The organism is Winogradskyella vidalii, from assembly GCF_013403955.1.
In the GTDB taxonomy this organism is placed as follows: domain Bacteria; phylum Bacteroidota; class Bacteroidia; order Flavobacteriales; family Flavobacteriaceae; genus Winogradskyella; species Winogradskyella vidalii.
Genome location: NZ_JABFDG010000001.1, coordinates 19,285 through 35,071 on the forward strand (window position 1 = coordinate 19,285; position 15,787 = coordinate 35,071).

At 32.9% G+C, this 15,787-nt stretch carries 20 protein-coding genes; 3 read left to right on the plus strand and 17 right to left on the minus strand.

Annotation, left to right across the window (positions count from 1 at the left end; genetic code table 11):
* Nucleotides 1-92: 92 nt before the first annotated feature.
* Nucleotides 93-617, plus strand: a complete 525-nt coding sequence (locus tag HM982_RS00065; RefSeq protein WP_179351089.1) for a hypothetical protein — start codon at nucleotides 93-95, stop codon at nucleotides 615-617.
* 95 nt (nucleotides 618-712) lie between these two features.
* Here HM982_RS00065 and HM982_RS00070 read toward each other — a convergent pair whose 3' ends face one another.
* Nucleotides 713-1,438 (minus strand): hypothetical protein, encoded by a 726-nt coding sequence (locus HM982_RS00070; RefSeq protein WP_179351090.1) that lies wholly within the window; start codon nucleotides 1,436-1,438, stop codon nucleotides 713-715.
* Between the two features lie 203 nt (nucleotides 1,439-1,641).
* The gene (locus HM982_RS00075) at nucleotides 1,642-2,454 is read right to left on the minus strand and encodes a Rossmann-fold NAD(P)-binding domain-containing protein (protein ID WP_218849740.1); all 813 of its coding nucleotides are present in this window, start codon (nucleotides 2,452-2,454) and stop codon (nucleotides 1,642-1,644) included.
* A gap of 113 nt (nucleotides 2,455-2,567) precedes the next feature.
* Between HM982_RS00075 and HM982_RS00080 the strand changes: the two genes are divergently transcribed.
* Nucleotides 2,568-3,056, plus strand: a complete 489-nt coding sequence (locus HM982_RS00080; protein WP_179351091.1) for a CBS domain-containing protein — start codon at nucleotides 2,568-2,570, stop codon at nucleotides 3,054-3,056.
* A 61-nt stretch (nucleotides 3,057-3,117) separates the two neighbouring features.
* On the opposite strand, the gene HM982_RS00085 is transcribed toward HM982_RS00080, so the two are convergent.
* From HM982_RS00085 to HM982_RS00115, 7 genes are all read right to left on the minus strand, one after another.
* Nucleotides 3,118-3,468 (minus strand): hypothetical protein, encoded by a 351-nt coding sequence (locus HM982_RS00085; RefSeq protein ID WP_179351092.1) that lies wholly within the window; start codon nucleotides 3,466-3,468, stop codon nucleotides 3,118-3,120.
* Between the two features lie 38 nt (nucleotides 3,469-3,506).
* The gene (locus tag HM982_RS00090; RefSeq protein ID WP_179351093.1) at nucleotides 3,507-4,151 is read right to left on the minus strand and encodes a spermidine synthase; all 645 of its coding nucleotides are present in this window, start codon (nucleotides 4,149-4,151) and stop codon (nucleotides 3,507-3,509) included.
* A gap of 541 nt (nucleotides 4,152-4,692) precedes the next feature.
* Complete coding sequence (locus HM982_RS00095) at nucleotides 4,693-5,076, minus strand: cupredoxin domain-containing protein (protein ID WP_179351094.1); 384 nt, start codon at nucleotides 5,074-5,076, stop codon at nucleotides 4,693-4,695.
* A 31-nt stretch (nucleotides 5,077-5,107) separates the two neighbouring features.
* Nucleotides 5,108-5,656, minus strand: coding sequence for a carboxymuconolactone decarboxylase family protein (locus HM982_RS00100; RefSeq protein WP_179351095.1), 549 nt, complete (start codon nucleotides 5,654-5,656; stop codon nucleotides 5,108-5,110).
* A gap of 125 nt (nucleotides 5,657-5,781) precedes the next feature.
* A complete protein-coding gene (locus HM982_RS00105; RefSeq protein WP_179351096.1) occupies nucleotides 5,782-5,940 on the minus strand; it encodes a hypothetical protein in 159 nt (52 codons plus the stop codon).
* Between the two features lie 90 nt (nucleotides 5,941-6,030).
* Nucleotides 6,031-6,873 carry a helix-turn-helix domain-containing protein gene (locus HM982_RS00110; protein WP_179351097.1) on the minus strand — a complete coding sequence of 281 codons (843 nt, stop codon included), beginning with the start codon at nucleotides 6,871-6,873 and terminating at the stop codon, nucleotides 6,031-6,033.
* Between the two features lie 305 nt (nucleotides 6,874-7,178).
* A complete protein-coding gene (locus tag HM982_RS00115) occupies nucleotides 7,179-7,580 on the minus strand; it encodes a hypothetical protein (protein ID WP_179351098.1) in 402 nt (133 codons plus the stop codon).
* 281 nt (nucleotides 7,581-7,861) lie between these two features.
* Here HM982_RS00115 and HM982_RS00120 point away from each other — a divergent pair, with 281 nt between their 5' ends.
* Nucleotides 7,862-8,197: a single-stranded DNA-binding protein gene (locus HM982_RS00120; protein WP_179351099.1), complete on the plus strand. Its 336-nt coding sequence runs from the start codon at nucleotides 7,862-7,864 to the stop codon at nucleotides 8,195-8,197.
* A gap of 97 nt (nucleotides 8,198-8,294) precedes the next feature.
* Here the strand turns inward: HM982_RS00120 and HM982_RS00125 are convergent, their stop codons facing one another.
* The 8 genes from HM982_RS00125 to HM982_RS00160 form a co-directional block, all read right to left on the minus strand.
* Nucleotides 8,295-8,849: a hypothetical protein gene (locus tag HM982_RS00125; RefSeq protein ID WP_246296546.1), complete on the minus strand. Its 555-nt coding sequence runs from the start codon at nucleotides 8,847-8,849 to the stop codon at nucleotides 8,295-8,297.
* A gap of 208 nt (nucleotides 8,850-9,057) precedes the next feature.
* On the minus strand, nucleotides 9,058-9,234 hold the full coding sequence (locus HM982_RS00130; protein WP_179351101.1) for a hypothetical protein: 177 nt from the start codon (nucleotides 9,232-9,234) through the stop codon (nucleotides 9,058-9,060).
* A gap of 85 nt (nucleotides 9,235-9,319) precedes the next feature.
* The gene (locus tag HM982_RS00135; protein WP_179351102.1) at nucleotides 9,320-9,835 is read right to left on the minus strand and encodes a ferritin; all 516 of its coding nucleotides are present in this window, start codon (nucleotides 9,833-9,835) and stop codon (nucleotides 9,320-9,322) included.
* Between the two features lie 72 nt (nucleotides 9,836-9,907).
* Nucleotides 9,908-10,810 carry a histone deacetylase family protein gene (locus HM982_RS00140; protein ID WP_179351103.1) on the minus strand — a complete coding sequence of 301 codons (903 nt, stop codon included), beginning with the start codon at nucleotides 10,808-10,810 and terminating at the stop codon, nucleotides 9,908-9,910.
* A 53-nt stretch (nucleotides 10,811-10,863) separates the two neighbouring features.
* Nucleotides 10,864-12,981, minus strand: a complete 2,118-nt coding sequence (locus HM982_RS00145) for a Tex family protein (protein ID WP_179352335.1) — start codon at nucleotides 12,979-12,981, stop codon at nucleotides 10,864-10,866.
* Nucleotides 12,982-13,068: 87 nt separating this feature from the next.
* Nucleotides 13,069-13,779, minus strand: a complete 711-nt coding sequence (locus HM982_RS00150) for an OmpA family protein (RefSeq protein WP_179351104.1) — start codon at nucleotides 13,777-13,779, stop codon at nucleotides 13,069-13,071.
* A gap of 4 nt (nucleotides 13,780-13,783) precedes the next feature.
* Nucleotides 13,784-14,254, minus strand: coding sequence for a lipocalin family protein (locus HM982_RS00155; protein WP_179351105.1), 471 nt, complete (start codon nucleotides 14,252-14,254; stop codon nucleotides 13,784-13,786).
* A gap of 98 nt (nucleotides 14,255-14,352) precedes the next feature.
* A complete protein-coding gene (locus tag HM982_RS00160) occupies nucleotides 14,353-15,786 on the minus strand; it encodes a hypothetical protein (protein WP_179351106.1) in 1,434 nt (477 codons plus the stop codon).
* Nucleotide 15,787: the final 1 nt, after the last annotated feature.

The following is a 15,787-nucleotide window of genomic DNA, read 5'->3' on the forward strand; positions in this document are numbered from 1 at the left end:
AATTCGGTGGAATATTAAATTATTCAGAAAAGAAGATACTAAACAAGCAAAGTGTTTAGTTTAGTATCTTTACCATCCAAATAAAAATAGTTATGAGAATTACATTCGTTATTTTAGGTCTAAGTTGTGTGATGATGAGTTGCGGTGATGATAATGCAAATGCTACTGTCACTGAAACTACCGAGAGCACAGCGCAAGATGATCGTATTACGGCTAGTACTATTGAAGCTATTGCTTATGAAGATTATGCACTTAGCCCTGAGAGTGAACAATTAGTGGTTACTTGGGAAAAATATCAAGAATTAGCGACGCAAATTGGATATTTAAAGAAAGCTGACTTTTCATTTTTTAATGGCGACAAAGAATTGCTAAAAGAGTTTATTTTAGCTTATCATAAGCAAATGCCAAGTGAGCTACGTACCAATCCTATAGTGTCTCGAAACGCAATTGTTGAAACCGCACTTTTAAATTTGAATGAAAGATTACGTTTAGATAATATAGAGCGCGACGATAAAATCTCAGGAATTAAAGCGCTGTTTGAAGCGTTTTCGAATCTTAATTATTTAATTAATAAAAAGTTGGAGGGTGATTTTTACAATCAAATTCAACCCGAATAAAATTATAAACTAAAAATGCAGCTCATCGAGCTGCATTTTTAGTTCTAGGTCGTTTTTAGTACTTTTTATTAAGCACTTAATATAACCTAAACGAATTAATTTTTATTTTCAGCTGCCGCTTTTTGAGCTTGTTGCATTTGTTGTGCTTTTTGAGCTTCTAAAGCTTCACGACTTACTTTTGCTAAATTAAAATTAGAATCAATAGCTAAAGCATCGTTCATTAATTTTAAAGCTGCATCAATATTTTGGGTTTTGTTTTGTGTAAAGGTTAAAAGGCCTTTTAAATAAAATAAAGCCGCTTTCATAGAGGTCTCGTACGGCTGTTGTCTTTCGTAAAAAGCACGCTTCATATCGTCTGTAACGTTAGCTAGAGCATAATCGATGTTTAACTTTGCACCGACCAAATCATTCGTCTGAATTTTCATATCAGCCATTTCGTAAGCTAAATACACATTAGGATTACGTTGGTAAAGCACTTCAAAATGTTCTAAGGCCATTTTTGGTTGGTTGAGATTTTTTAATGCTAAGGCTTTTACTTCAACATTCATATCAGAATCCGTAGCGTTTTTTTCTACCCCAATAGTGTTTATGGCTTGCATATATTGTCCTTCAGAAAGGTAAATGTATGCTATAGTATCTTTTCGTGCTACTGAAGGCTCTAATACATCTAGATGTGTCATAGCATTAATAATACCCTGCACATCACCTTGAGTTTTCATCTGTTGGTAATAGGCTTCGTAATGTTTTTTTAACTCGGTATTAGTCTGTGCAAATAGGCTTACTGAAAAAAGCACTAATATGGCAGTAGTAATCGTCTTCATTTCTTATTAAATTTATGGTTTATTTATAATTATTGTATGCAGTATTAATTTTGATTCTTTAGGTATATTTAAGTTTAAAATTACAAGTTTTAGGTGTCAGATAATTAAAACATTATTCATTTTTTTCCTTTAAATAGCGCTTAAAAAAGAATGCGCTAAAACTATAAAAATTAATACGAAAAGGTCTTAAAAAACTGATAATTCTAAGGGGTTTCCTTGAAATTGTAATCCAAAAGTTGTACCAAGCTGCTACTATCAATTATTTTTCCTTCACTTTCTTCGGAAAAACTATAGTGAGGCACTGCTAAATCATTCTGTTTACAGTAGTTGGTGTAATACTCTTTTTTGTTGGGGTGACTAGGATATGCGGCATTTAGAGTTTGATTCCAGAGCGAATTTTTAAGTGTGCTTAGAATAATAGCGAGACAATCTGTTTTGTGAATAAGATTTATTGGTGCTTTAGGATTTGAAATATTAGTGCGTCCGGCTAAAAATTTTGCAGGATGACGTGTTTCACCTATTAAACCACCAAAGCGTAATATGGTGGTATTAAAACTAGAACTTGCTTGAAGCATTTGTTCAATTTTAATAAGTTGTTTGGCTGAATCTGAGGTTGCGTTAGGTGGCGTTTCGGCAGTTATTATAGGAAAATCTACAGTGTCCTTAAAAACAGATGTAGAACTGATATAAAGTACATTTTTTATAGATTGTGTTTCTTCTATGGCCTGTATTAAATGTTCTACTTCTGCAACGTGATTTTTGCTAGGGTTTTTTCTTAAGCCCGGTGGAATGTTTATGATTACTGTATCACTTCCTGCTAAAAATTGAACATATGGCCCTGTAATTCCCGAAGGATTTAAAGTAATTACATACGGCTGAATGTGATACTGTTTTAAGGAGGCTAACTTCGCTTTAGAGGTTGTAGAGCCTTTTATTATAAACCCATTTTCGACTAATAATTTAGCCAAAGGTAAGCCTAACCAACCGCAACCGATAATGCTAATCTGTGTGTTCAAAATCTCTAGATTATTGTTGGGTTCAAAAATACAAACTTTAACGTTATTGGGTTTGAATTTGGTTAACTCATTAATTTTCAGTATTATTAAGAGGAACTCTAAATACATCTGTTATGGGAATAAAAAGTTTTCAAGGCGCTAGAAAGCAGCAAAACACAATTACAGAAGCCGTTGCACTAAAGGTTAAAGATTATATGTCTACCAAACTTGTTACGTTTACTCCTGATCAATCTGTACAAGAAGTTGTAGAGTGTTTAATACGCCATAAAATTTCTGGTGGTCCTGTTGTTAATAGTAACAACGAATTGGTAGGTATTATTTCTGAAGGTGATTGTCTTAAGCAGTTGAGCGAAAGCAGGTATTACAATATGCCTTTAGAGCATGATAATGTTGAAAAACGAATGGCTAGGAATGTAGAAATCATTGATGGTAACTTAGATATATTTGATGCCGCAAATAAATTTTTACAGTCTAAAAGGCGTCGTTTTCCTATAGTAGAAAATGGGAAGCTTATAGGACTTATCAGTCAAAAAGATATTCTTAAAGCGGCACTTCAGTTAAAAGGTGAGAATTGGAATAGCGCTACAAAAGGAGGCTCATAGCTGATGCGAACAAGTTGCGACTTGTTTGTAAATGCGCTCATGTGTCGCGACTTCAATCTGCTTAATCATCACGTTTTACTAAAGCATAATAATCGCCCTCTAAAGGGAGATAGCCTTGGTCGTAAACAAAATAATAAATAGTGCCAGCTTTGGTGGTATAGATGTTTGTAAAATAATTAAAATCGAAGCCTTTTTCCACAAGTTTAGCTCTAGAACATTTCATCTTCTTATTAGGATTTAAGGCTTCTAATATTCTATAATTTTTTCTTAAACGATTATTGGTGTTTCTAATGAGATTCTTAGAGTCTTTATTTAAGCGGTTATTCTGCGCATTTCGGCAACCATCACTACAGTATTTTTTATCAATTCTTCCAATGATTATATCACCACATTCTGGACATTTTTTACGCATAGTTTTTTAATTATCTTCTAACAAGATACTAAATATTTTTATAAACCTCTAGCAATGATTACGGTATTGGTGTTGTTGACTTTTTTGTAAACACTTACTTTAAAGACCTTTGTTTTGAGATAATTGATTAACGTATCAATTTTATCTTGGTTAGAGTCTTGTACTGAAGCATTAAAAATAATGGTGCCTTTTGTAGCTTTTAAGTTGAGTACATTATCCCAAAAGGTAGTGCTTAGAAACGGATCTGGAACTAGAAGGTCAATAAAGAGGTCTACAATAATTAAATCGAAAGTTGTTGTGGTTGTTTTCACAAAATCAAAAGCATCATTACAATGGATTTTTAGCTGTCGGTCCTCCATGATTCCAAATTCAGATTTGGCAATATCTATAATTACCGGGTCTAATTCTACAGCATCTATAGCACCAGTATAGTTAAAATCGGTTCTTAGGGTTTTGATAACGCTTCCGCCGCCCATGCCTAAAATTAAAATTGAATTGGTTTTATGGAGTTTAACTTTGTCTAAGCCAAATTTTAAAACACGTTGCAAAGCGCCGTAACTGTAATTTGCATTTTCTGAGTTGAGGTGTTTTTTACCGTTAAGCCAAGTAATTTCTAGCTTTCCGCTATACTTAGAATTTACGGTTTTAGTAACTGAATATATGCAATCCAATAATTGTTTCATAGAAGACTAAAGGTAGTCTTATTTTTTAGATTGTATTTTGAAGTTAATAGTTAAAGTGACTTATACCTATTCAATAGTTCTTCGGGCTCTGACGTAATTGTAAACGGCACCACTGTATAGATTAATACTATCTAAATACGTGGAGCTAATCCAAAAGAAAAGATAATGTCTTGGATTGCCTTCAAAATTTATAGGCAGTGTTTACTTAATCAGTTCGTTACAATTGATTCATTTCTTTATTTTTAAAAATAAAGAGTTAACTTTTATTAAATGATGGCTTAACATCTTATGGCTAGATATTATTTATTTTTGAACTGTAGATGATTGTAAGGCACATCTTCACATTGAGTTGGTACGGAGCAACAAGCCTTACAATCCATGAGAAACTTAGCATCCTGTCCTTGGGTGCTTTTTTCGTATATATAAATTATTAATCTAATTCGTTCTGTAGACTATAAAACTTAATGTTATAAGAAAAGAGCAACCCTATAGATTGCTCTTTATCTTTATAAACCAATTGCTTAATTTAAAAGGGGGCTATTTATTCTACTGTTAAGGTATATTGAGGAGTAGGATTTAGTGGGCAGAAATACACATATTCTCCTTTAGTAAGTGTTGTAACTTTACTAGTTTCTTTGGTGTTGTTTTCTACTGCTTTTGTAACATAAGCCGTGCTGATATGGTTTTCTGGTTGAGATGCATCTTTACCTTTAGGTACTAAGACAAAACCAACCTGATGCCCTACATTTTTGTTCGCAATCTCAAAAATATACGCGCCTTCTTTTAAGCTTAACGATTTTTGAGTAAACTCTCCTGCGGTTTGTTCTAAAGAGACTGTTGTTGCCTTAGTTTTCATTGAATCTTGAGCATTTCCGGTTAATGTAAACGTTAATGCGATGACGATAATTGTGATGATTTTTTTCATTATTAGTATTTTTTTTATTAATTATTATAGTTTAAATCGTTTCTAATTCTAATGGTTGTGCCACTGGAAAATCTACAGGAACCTGAGTTGTGCTGTGTACATAATTAGAGATGGTTTTATCTCCTACTAGCGCAATAGTGTCAATTAAGTTTCCTTTAGTATAACCAGCATTAAAAAAGTTTTCTAAGACTGCTTCATCTGTTTTACCTCTGTTCTCAGTAATGTTTTTAGCCAATTTTGCCAAAGCATTAAGTTTGTCGTTAATGGTAGAATAGCCCGCTCTTAACTCTAAGATTTGCGCATCTGTAAAGCCATTCATTTTTCCTATTGCGGTGTGTGCCGATAGGCAATAGATGCAATCGTTAACCTGACTTACGGCAAGATTTACAACTTCTTTTTCTTTAGCTGATAAAGATGTTTTTGCATTAGCAAAGTTTAGGTAGTTTTCTAAAGCGGTATCGCTATGGGCGTAAGTAGCATACAAATTAGGTACAAAACCTAAAGCTTTATTAAGGTTTTCAAAAATAGCCTGATTATTAGCACTTACGTCTTCTTTTGTGGGTACATTAAATGTGTTCATGTTTTAATTTTTTATTCTGAAATGAGTTCAGAGTTATTATTATTTTGTTGGTACAAAGTTCTTTGTTTAAGCAAGCTTAAAACATAGTCGTTGTTCCTTTTAGGTTGTCAATTTTTCCCTTGATTCTAGTTGTAGCCTATAAAAGGTTTTTCAGCATCACAATAATAATCGTGAATGTGCTTTTGTTCACAATGTGTTTCTGTACTAATTGTGTTTGTAACTTTTATAGGTCTACTTGTAAATATCTCTATGAGATTGAATATGGATTTGTTTTTAAATGTCATCTTTAATTGTTTTAATATTACAATGCAAAGATGCGTTGGAAGCAGCTGTTATAAAATGAGTAATTTGCCCTTTGGCGTGTCAATTTTTCCCTAGTTGGGTGTGTTTAGGCGTTTTTTGTAATCTGAAGGTGATAAAGTCGTGTGTTTTTTAAACAAACGACTGAGGTGAGATGCATCTTCAAATCCAATATCGTAGGCAATTTCTTTTGCTGTTTTATCGGTATAACTTAATAAGCGTTGTGCTTCTAAAACAATACGTTGATGGATAATTTGTAATGGACTTCTATTAAGCTTAGCAAAGTTATTAGATAAGGTTTTTGGTGATTTAAATAATTTTTCGGCATAGAAAGCGACACTGTGTTCGGTTTTAAAATGTTGTTCTACTAAAAAATTAAATTCACGAAGTAAGTCGACTTTAGAACTTTTAGGGGTTTCAACAATACCTTCTTTTGCTTTTAGTAATCGTGTGCTTTTTATAATGAATCTAGCCATCAACATTCTAAGCATTTCAGCCTGAATATTGTCTTTGGTTTCTAATTCATCTATAAAAACGTCATGTAGTGTGTTAAATTTTTTCTGTTCGCTAGCATCTAAATGAATACTAGGAATATTGGTGTTTCCAAAAAATAGCATACCAACGCAGCTGACTTCTTGGTCGTGATCTTTAATACAGTAAAACTCTTGATTAAATTGGTAAACAATAATATCGCCACCATTAATGTATTGTAGGTATTGAATAGGTGTTAGCGCTAAAATACTGTGTGGTTGAACTGTAAATGGAACACTGTCAATAATAAGATCTACAGCTTCTGATTTTGCCCAAATAAAGGTATAATACGTATTTTGTTTTGCTTCTTTAAAGGGAAGCAAATCATTTTCATTTCCAATATTGAAAATAGCATTTGTAGAAAATTCTTTAAATGTGTGTACCATAATAAGCTCTATGTCTTGTTAGTGGGTTAAAAATTACATAAAAGGATAAATAACTTAAAAATTTATAAGTAGGCTTAGTTTCTAATTTTAAAAGTTTTGGAATTTGTTCTAATACAGCTTTTAAAAACGTATGAACTATATGTTGGTATGATTTTTAATGTACGTTGACCGTTTATGTATAAGAATACTTGCGGGTTTGTCTGCGAGGATTTTCCGAAGGAAAATCAGACTTTACAAACACGCAACGACCTTTGATTAAGCACTTAGCCGCAATTATTTTTATACGGTGTTGTGCAACGTTTTTATCAGTTTGAAATTCCAACTCTTGCAAATAATTCACGCATTTCAACTAATTCAAATTCGTTTTTGAAATTTCCTAAAATTCGTTTTTTTCCGTTATCTAATTCCAATGAGAATCTTTTTCTGCCAAATACAGGTTTTTCATTCAGTCGTTTAATTTCTCCGACTTTAATTTTCTCCGCTGTGGAATTTTTAAAAAGAAAGAAATAGAGGGCAATTAGGGAAACAATTCCTATCGCAATCCAGAAATATTCTATTATTCCATATTCCGTTTTATTCTGTCCAATTAATCGAATTAGAGCGTTTGCTAAATTCAATATCATTAAAATCTTTAATATTAGATATTGATTCTTAAGTCCATCTTTAATTTCAATTGTATTTTCTGAATCGTTATATTTTATTTTCATTGTATTTCGTTTTTCTTAAATGTTGCACAACATGGTTTATCATTACTATTAAAGGTCTAATTTAGTTAAAAATCAGTTTATAGTGTTTTGTTATTACAGAATATAAAATCGAATTATTTAGTAAAATAAGCATATTAAACGGTTTTAAATACTTACAAACAATTACAAACGTATGTAAGTATGTAAATACCGATTATGATTTGCGAACTGTCACATCTTTGCAATGTCGAAACATAAGAACTCGATAGTATTAACTGTTTAACCATTAAAATTTAGAAATTATGAACACACTTAAAAACAAAGTACAGTTGATTGGTAACTTAGGACAAGACCCAGAAATCACCAATTTTGAATCCGGAAAAATCTTAGCAAAATTTTCTATCGCAACGAACGATAGTTATAAAAATGCACAAGGTGAGAAAATTACAGACACACAATGGCACAATGTGGTAGCCTGGGGAAAAACAGCTCAAGTGATTGAGAAGTATATTACAAAAGGTAAAGAAGTTGCTATTGAAGGTAAATTAACTTCTAGATCCTGGGAAGATAAAGATGGTATAAAACGTTACACTACCGAAGTGGTTTGTAGTGAGCTTTTAATGCTTGGAAATAAATAAAAATAAAAGCGTAGAGGCTCAATTTTTATGAATGTAAATGGCATCAGTTGCTTTTGGTTATACCCAAAATGTGCTGATGCTTTATTTTAATATGTTATTATTTATTGAGCGGAAACGTTAATCCAAAAGCGAATGCACCAACAAATTGTTTAACTGAAGGTTGAAAGTAATATGTAAAACCTAAGTCAACATTATGGTCTTTTCCTAATTCAAGACCAAATGCAAAGGGAATATGATAAATTACACCACTTTTATCGAAAGAATGATAACCTGTTAATGTTTCAAATTTACCAATAGAAGTTCCTATACCTGTTTCAATAAATGGTGCTACCCAGGGGATTGGAGCGCGTAGCCTTGCTTTTCCACCGAGCAAAAAGGCTTTTGATTCTGCTTTTTCGTAAGTAGGATTATTATTCAAATCTTTACCGTTAGAGTTTGTTATGATAAAACCTGCATAAGGTCTCAGCTCAAACCAAGAGGTGATTTTTAAAACCAACTCTCCTTGTGCATAAAAGCCATCATCCGCAATGTCGTCGAAGCTATCGTAGGGGACACTAATACCGTAACCTATTTGAGCACTTATTGATTTCTCTTTTATAAATTGAGCATCAGCAAAATTTGAAGTCAGTACTATTGTTAAAAATACCAGCATCTTTTTCATACTACTTTATATTCTGCAAATAAGGTTAGTTGCATGATTAAGCATCTAATTTAGTAAATAAAAACGTTTTATTGTTGTGGTAAGTAGCTGAGAGGTAAAATAAATTGTTAGGCTTGCACAAATAAAAAAAAACAGCAACCAATTGGCTGCTGTTTTATTTATTTAGAATAATGGTAAAAAGGTTAATGTATATGATAGATTAAGCCACTTTTTTAAGCAAATCAAAACAAGGACATTTTTTACAACGCTTGTTTTCTGTTTTCTTATACTTTTTGCAACATTTAGATTTTACTTTCCCAAGTGATTCTACACCAGAAGCTTCAAGGACCTTAATACGCTTTTTCTTTAATTTTTTATTTTTCTTCTTTTTGCCCATCTTTAGTTTTCTTAAAAAGAAAATCTTTAAGTATTGAGACAAAAATAGTTATTTAAATTTAATCTAAATAAACTTTAACATTTAGCTACTCAGGTGTTTCCGCAGCTGAGTCTACGGTTAGTTGTTGTATATCTCTATCAAATAAATACAATCCGCCTTTATCATCGCCAATCATTTTTACTTTATCTAAGATGGTTCTTGCTACAGCTTCTTCTTCTATTTGTTCGGCAACATACCATTGTAAGAAATTGTGTGTTGCATAATCTTTTTCCTGTAAAGAAATATGAACTAATTCGTTAATACTTTCAGATACAAAAATTTCATGCTCTAAAAGCTTTTCAAACATTTCTTTATACGTTTTATGTTTTAAATTTGGCGCATCTAGTTCAGAGATATGGGCTTCTCCACCACGTTCATTAATAAACTTTACTAGTTTTAACATGTGTTCGCGCTCTTCGTCAGATTGGGAGTACATAAAACTAGATATACCTTCTAGTCCCTTGACTTCTGCCCAAATGGCCATAGCCAAATATATTTGTGAAGATTCAGCTTCAATTCTAACTTGTTTATTTAGTGCGTTTTCTATAGATTTTGATAGCATATTTTTAGTGTTTTATACAAATATAGGGATAGTTAAATCAGATATAAAGTTTTTGCTTAATTGAGAATGACTCTAAAAGAAAATGTCTTGTGCTAACCGAAACGTATTAGCATGTGCTTCTATGATTGTTTTTATCTCTGGTGAATAGCCACCACCCATACTACACATTACCGGAATTTGATTGCGCTTACATTGTTCTAATACAAATTGGTCTCTAGCTTTACAGCCTTTAATAGATAAGCCTAATTTACCTAGTTTATCTGAAGCAATAACATCTACACCACATTGATAAAAAATAAAATCTGGTTGCTGTTCTTCTATTAATTTAGGAAGGGTTGCTTTTAATATTTTTAGGTAGGCCATGTCATCGGTGGTATCTTTTAGCGCAATATCTAAATTACTCGTCTCTTTCTCAAAAGGATAATTACTTTGTCCGTGCATGGAAAAGGTAAATACCGAGTCGTCATTCTTAAAAATTTCTGCTGTGCCATTACCTTGGTGTACATCTAAATCTACAATCAGAATTTTTTTAGCTAAGCCTTTACCTTGAAGATATCGCGCAGCAATCGCTTGGTCGTGTAGCATACAAAATCCTTCACCACGATTTGAAAATGCATGATGCGTACCTCCAGCAATATTCATGGCAATACCATGTTGTAAGGCAAATTCACTGGCTTTAATAGTGCCATCAGCAATCATGACTTCGCGTGCAATTAAGGTTTCACTAAGCGGAAAACCAATTTTTCGTGCGGCACGTTGGTTTAAGGTTAGATTCACCAAATCATAATAATACTCAGGGGTGTGTACCGCGAGAATATATTTATCATTGGGTTTTTCGGGTTCAAAAAAATTAGTGCTGTTACAAGTTCCTTCGTATAATAATTGCTGCGGTAACAACTCATATTTTTCCATGGGAAACCGATGTCCTTTAGGTAAATTGTGATTGTATATGGGATGTAAGGCGATTTTAAGCATTTATACGAAACGAATTTTATAATTATTTGTAGAATAAGTGCATCCTATTTTCTTTACTTATGTAACTTCAACTGAATCCGTTTTCGAGACACATCAACTTCTAAAACCTTAACAATAATCTGCTGGTGCAAATGCACGTGTTCATTTACATCTTTTACAAAACTGTCGCTAAGATTTGACACATGAATTAAACCACTTTCCTTAATACCCACATCTACAAAGCATCCAAAATTGGTGATATTGTTAACGATGCCTGGCAATAATTGCCCTTCATGTAAATCCGTTATGGATTTTATATTTTGGTTGAAGGTGAACACCTTAGCTGTTTCTCTAATATCTAAACCTGGTTTTTCGAGTTCTTTTATAATATCTTTAAGGGTTAATAGACCCACACCTTCAGACACATATTTTTTTAAATCTATGTTTTGAAGTGTAGTTTTGTTTCCGATTAAGTCCTGAAGCGAAACACCTTCATCTTTAGCCATTTTTTTTATTATAGCATAGCGTTCTGGATGTACAGCCGAATCATCTAAAGGATTTTTAGCCCCTTTTATTCTTAAGAAAGCAGCACTTTGTTCAAACGCTTTTCCGCCTAAACGCGGCACTTTCATGATGTCTTTTCTAGATTTGAAGACCCCATTTTCGGTTCTATAGTTGAAAATGTTTTCAGCTAATTTTGGACCGATTCCAGAGACATAACTCAATAGGGGTTTACTTGCCGAATTAATATTAACGCCAACCGCATTCACACAATTTTCAACAACCGTATCGAGTTGTTTTTGAAGTTTAGCCTGGTCCACATCATGTTGGTATTGGCCCACACCAATAGACTGCGCATCAATCTTTACCAATTCGGCTAAAGGGTCTTGTAAACGTCGTCCAATAGAAACTGACCCTCTAACGGTTACATCATAATTTGGGAATTCTTCTCGTGCAATTTTGGATGCTGAATAGATACTCGCGCCAGCTTCACTTACCACAAATACTTGAATCTCATTTTTAAACTGAATTTTACGAATTAAAGCTTCGGTTTCTCTTGAAGCGGTACCGTTTCCAATAGCAATGGCTTCAATTTTATAAGCTTCAGCTAAAGAGGAAATCTTTTTTATAGCACCAATACTATCATTTTTGGGGGCGTGCGGATAAATAGTTTCGTTGTGCTTTAAGTTGCCTTGCGCATCTAAACAAACAATTTTACAACCGGTTCTAAATCCTGGGTCAATGGCTAAAACACGTTTTTCGCCAATAGGGGAACCTAACAATAATTGTTTCAGGTTTTTTGCAAAAACAGTGATGGCAGATTCATCGGCTTTGTCTTTAGCCTTACTTAAAGCTTCGTTGCTTAATGATGGAAATAATAAACGCTTATAAGCATCTGAAATCGCCAATTCAACCTGGTCTGCACAAGCATTCTGACTTCGGATTATTCTATTATCCATAAGTTCTAAGGCTCTAATATCATCGATTTCAATCTTCACACGAATAAAACCTTCATTTTCGGCTCTTAAAATTGCTAATAGGCGATGTGATGGAATTCGGCTTAAACTTTCGGACCAATCAAAATAATCTCTAAACTTCTGAGCTTTTTCGTCGTCCTTTTTAGATTTTATAACTTTAGTCGAAATCTGGGCATGTCGTTCCAATTGATTTCTTAAAAGGTTTCTAATATCTGCACGTTCATTAATCCATTCGGCAATAATATGTCTGGCGCCTTCCAAAGCTTCTTCAGCAGATGTAATATCGCCTTTAACATATTTATAAGCTATAGATTCTATGTCATTTGCCTTTTGGCTCATGATGATTTTTGCCAAGGGTTCTAAACCGTTTTTGCGAGCCGTTTCTGCTTTGGTTTTTCGTTTTTTCTTGTAAGGCAGATAAAGGTCTTCAAGTGTTGTTAAATCTTGAGTGTTTTCAACTTTTTGGGTTAAGTCTTCCGTTAAAACACCTTGTTCTTCCAGTGCTTTTAAAATGGCTTTTTTCCGTTTTTCTAAAGCTTCAAATTGTTCTTTAAATTTTACAATCTCCCCAATTTGTACTTCGTCTAAATTTCCTGTAGCTTCTTTTCTGTAGCGTGAAATAAATGGTATAGTACAGTCCTCATTGAGGAGTTGAATGGTGCTTTTAATATTTTTTTCTGCTAGTTGTGTATGTTGGGTAATATATGTTATCATCATAAAAAAAGACCTTATACATTTTTTAAGTATAAGGCCTGTAAGATATTTAACTCGACATTAATTGCCGAATAATTTTAGCTAAAATTATCCATTAGTGTTAGCTTCTTCTTTAGCTTCATTAATCATGGTTTCGTTAGGTACAATAGCAATATTTACACGTCTATTTTTAGAACGCCCTTCTGCTGTAGTATTATCGTACATTGGTTGCTCTTCACCATACCAATGTGTGGTAAATCGGCCATTACTTAAACCTTTTCCCATTAGATAATTGGTAACAGCTTCAGCTCTGTTTTTAGATAAGGTCATGTTGTAAGCATCGTTACCAGAACTGTCTGTATGACCAACAACTAAAATGTTTGTATCTGGATATTCATTAAAAACATTAGCCAATCTATTTAATGTTTCTTGTGACTTAGAATTGATATTATATTTTTCTGTATCAAAATAAACACCACTTTGCTCGTCAAAGGTTAGGACGATGCCATCTTCAACACGCTCAACGGTTGCACCAGGAATTTCATTTTCAATTTCTTGGGCTTGTTTGTCCATTTTGTTACCGATTAATACACCAGCGCCACCGCCTACAACGCCGCCAATAACAGCACCTAGTTCACTGTTGTTGCCATCGCCTACGTTATTTCCGATGATAGCTCCTAATATGGCGCCACCAGTAGCACCAATAGCGCCACCTTTTTGTTTATTGTTTGCATTGTCTATAGCCTTACAACTCGTCATCAATACTAAAAGTAGAGATAAGGTAATGGCTAAATTCGATTTATAATTTAATAATTTCATAGTTTTAAAATTTTGTAAAGTTCATAGTTATGGTGATGGGTTTTCCATCTAAAGTCACTATCTGTTGCCACTGCATCGCAGTGTCAGAAAGTGAGGTGAGTTCTAATCTGAATCCAGAATTGGTTTCAGATTTACCTTTTTTGTCGGTAGGTTTTAAAAGAAAATTATATAAGCCTGTGTCTTCATCTATTTCATCTATTGTAAACGAAAAATAGCGTTGGTCTGTAGTACAATTTAAGCCTGAAAGTGTATAAACACCTGTATTGTTATTCGGAATAAATTGCCAGGTGCTGTTTTCAAAACAAGCTTTTTCGGCATCGTTGAGTAATGTGATTTTTAAGTCACCAATCGCTGATGATTCAACAGTGGTTAATGTCCAATCACCTTTTATTACTTTTTTAGATTGTCTTACTGTTTTTGAGGCTCCACAAGCTAAAAAGCAAAAGGTTAATGCTATTAATGCTAATTTTTTCATAGTCTTTTAAGTAATGATTCGGTATCAAAATTACTTAAAGGCTAGGTGGGTGATTACTTGTAAAGAAAAAAATATTGATGCAATTGGTAAAACGAGGCTTAGAATTTCAAGAGCTTATATTCGCTTTCTTTGAGATTAAAGTATCCAAAGTAGAGTTCGTCATTATAGTAGAAAACATCTTCTGCAGTAAGGTAGGGCTTGTCTTTTTTATAATCTGTTATCTTATCAAAACTATTTTTTTCGATGTCTCCTTTAACGTGTTTAAAATTTGAATCTAGTATGGTGTTGAAAAATGTAGACTTCGTAGTGGTGTAAGTCCTATAGCTATTATAGGTGTGATTGAAGGATATAAAACCATCTGAAGTCATTGTAGGTGAGCTAACAACAGGAGAAAATCCACTGGTATTAATTTCTTGGTAGCCTCCTAAAGTTATATAGAATAATTCATTGGCGTGCTGAACATTAATACCAAGATTTCCTGCTGAAATTTTTCTCAAGTATTTAGACGTTTGTTCAAATTTTCGGGTATTTACAAAGGGTATTGCTGTGGTCCCTTCTTGAATGATTTCTGAATTTTTAAAATTAATAGTCATGTCTCTATTCACATAAAAGTCGTTGATAAGGTTGCCCTCAAAGTCTTTAATTTCAAAAGCCATTTCATATTTTGAACTCGCTATCTGATAGATGTTATTTTGAAAAATATAGGAGTTGAATTTCTTAAAATCTTCCTCTATTCTTGGTTTTGGATACGGGTATGTTTTCACTTTTAAATCTAATTCGTCTAAATCTATAGTGTAAAAAATAGTAGCCTCTTTATTATTATCGAAAGTGAGATAGATGGTTTCCTTATTTTGATAGAGTTTATTGGCGTTAGATGCGCGCTCAATAGAACTCGGTATTCTAGGGTCAATCTTAGTAACATTAGGAGATTCATAGCCATTTAAAATAAAGGCTCCTATGGAAAATTTACTGCTAATCAGTGAGGTGTCTTCACTGATTTCTTCTAAAAGAAAAGTCTTAATATGATTAAATGTATTATTTGAGCTTAGTTGTCTTAAAGTTAATTTAGACTTATTGTCTCCGCTTATAACATATAATTCGTTGTTGTAGTTTACAGCATCTAAAAAGACTTCTTTTTTATTCAGGTCTAAATCTATTTCCGTGGTATGGCTTGTTTTAGAATTGAAGTCTAAATGTAGAATAGCAAATTTGTTATGATTATTGTTTGTAAAAAGCACTTTGTAGATATTGCCATTAATACTATATCCAAGAACTTTGTTATACTTTGATTTAATATTTGAAGCTTCAAATTTATGAACTTCTTCAAAATCAGAATTAAACAGATAGGCTAAGATAGTTTTGCGCTCTATAATTACAAGCGCCAAGTCGTTTGTCTTTGCGTTAGTTAAAGTATAGGAGTCTTTATTGATGCGCCTTGATAAATCTTCGTTTTTAAAGGACAATACAAGTTCTTGACTTTGTATGCTATAAGACAGCATAAAGACAAGAACAAGTATATATCTTTTTATCATT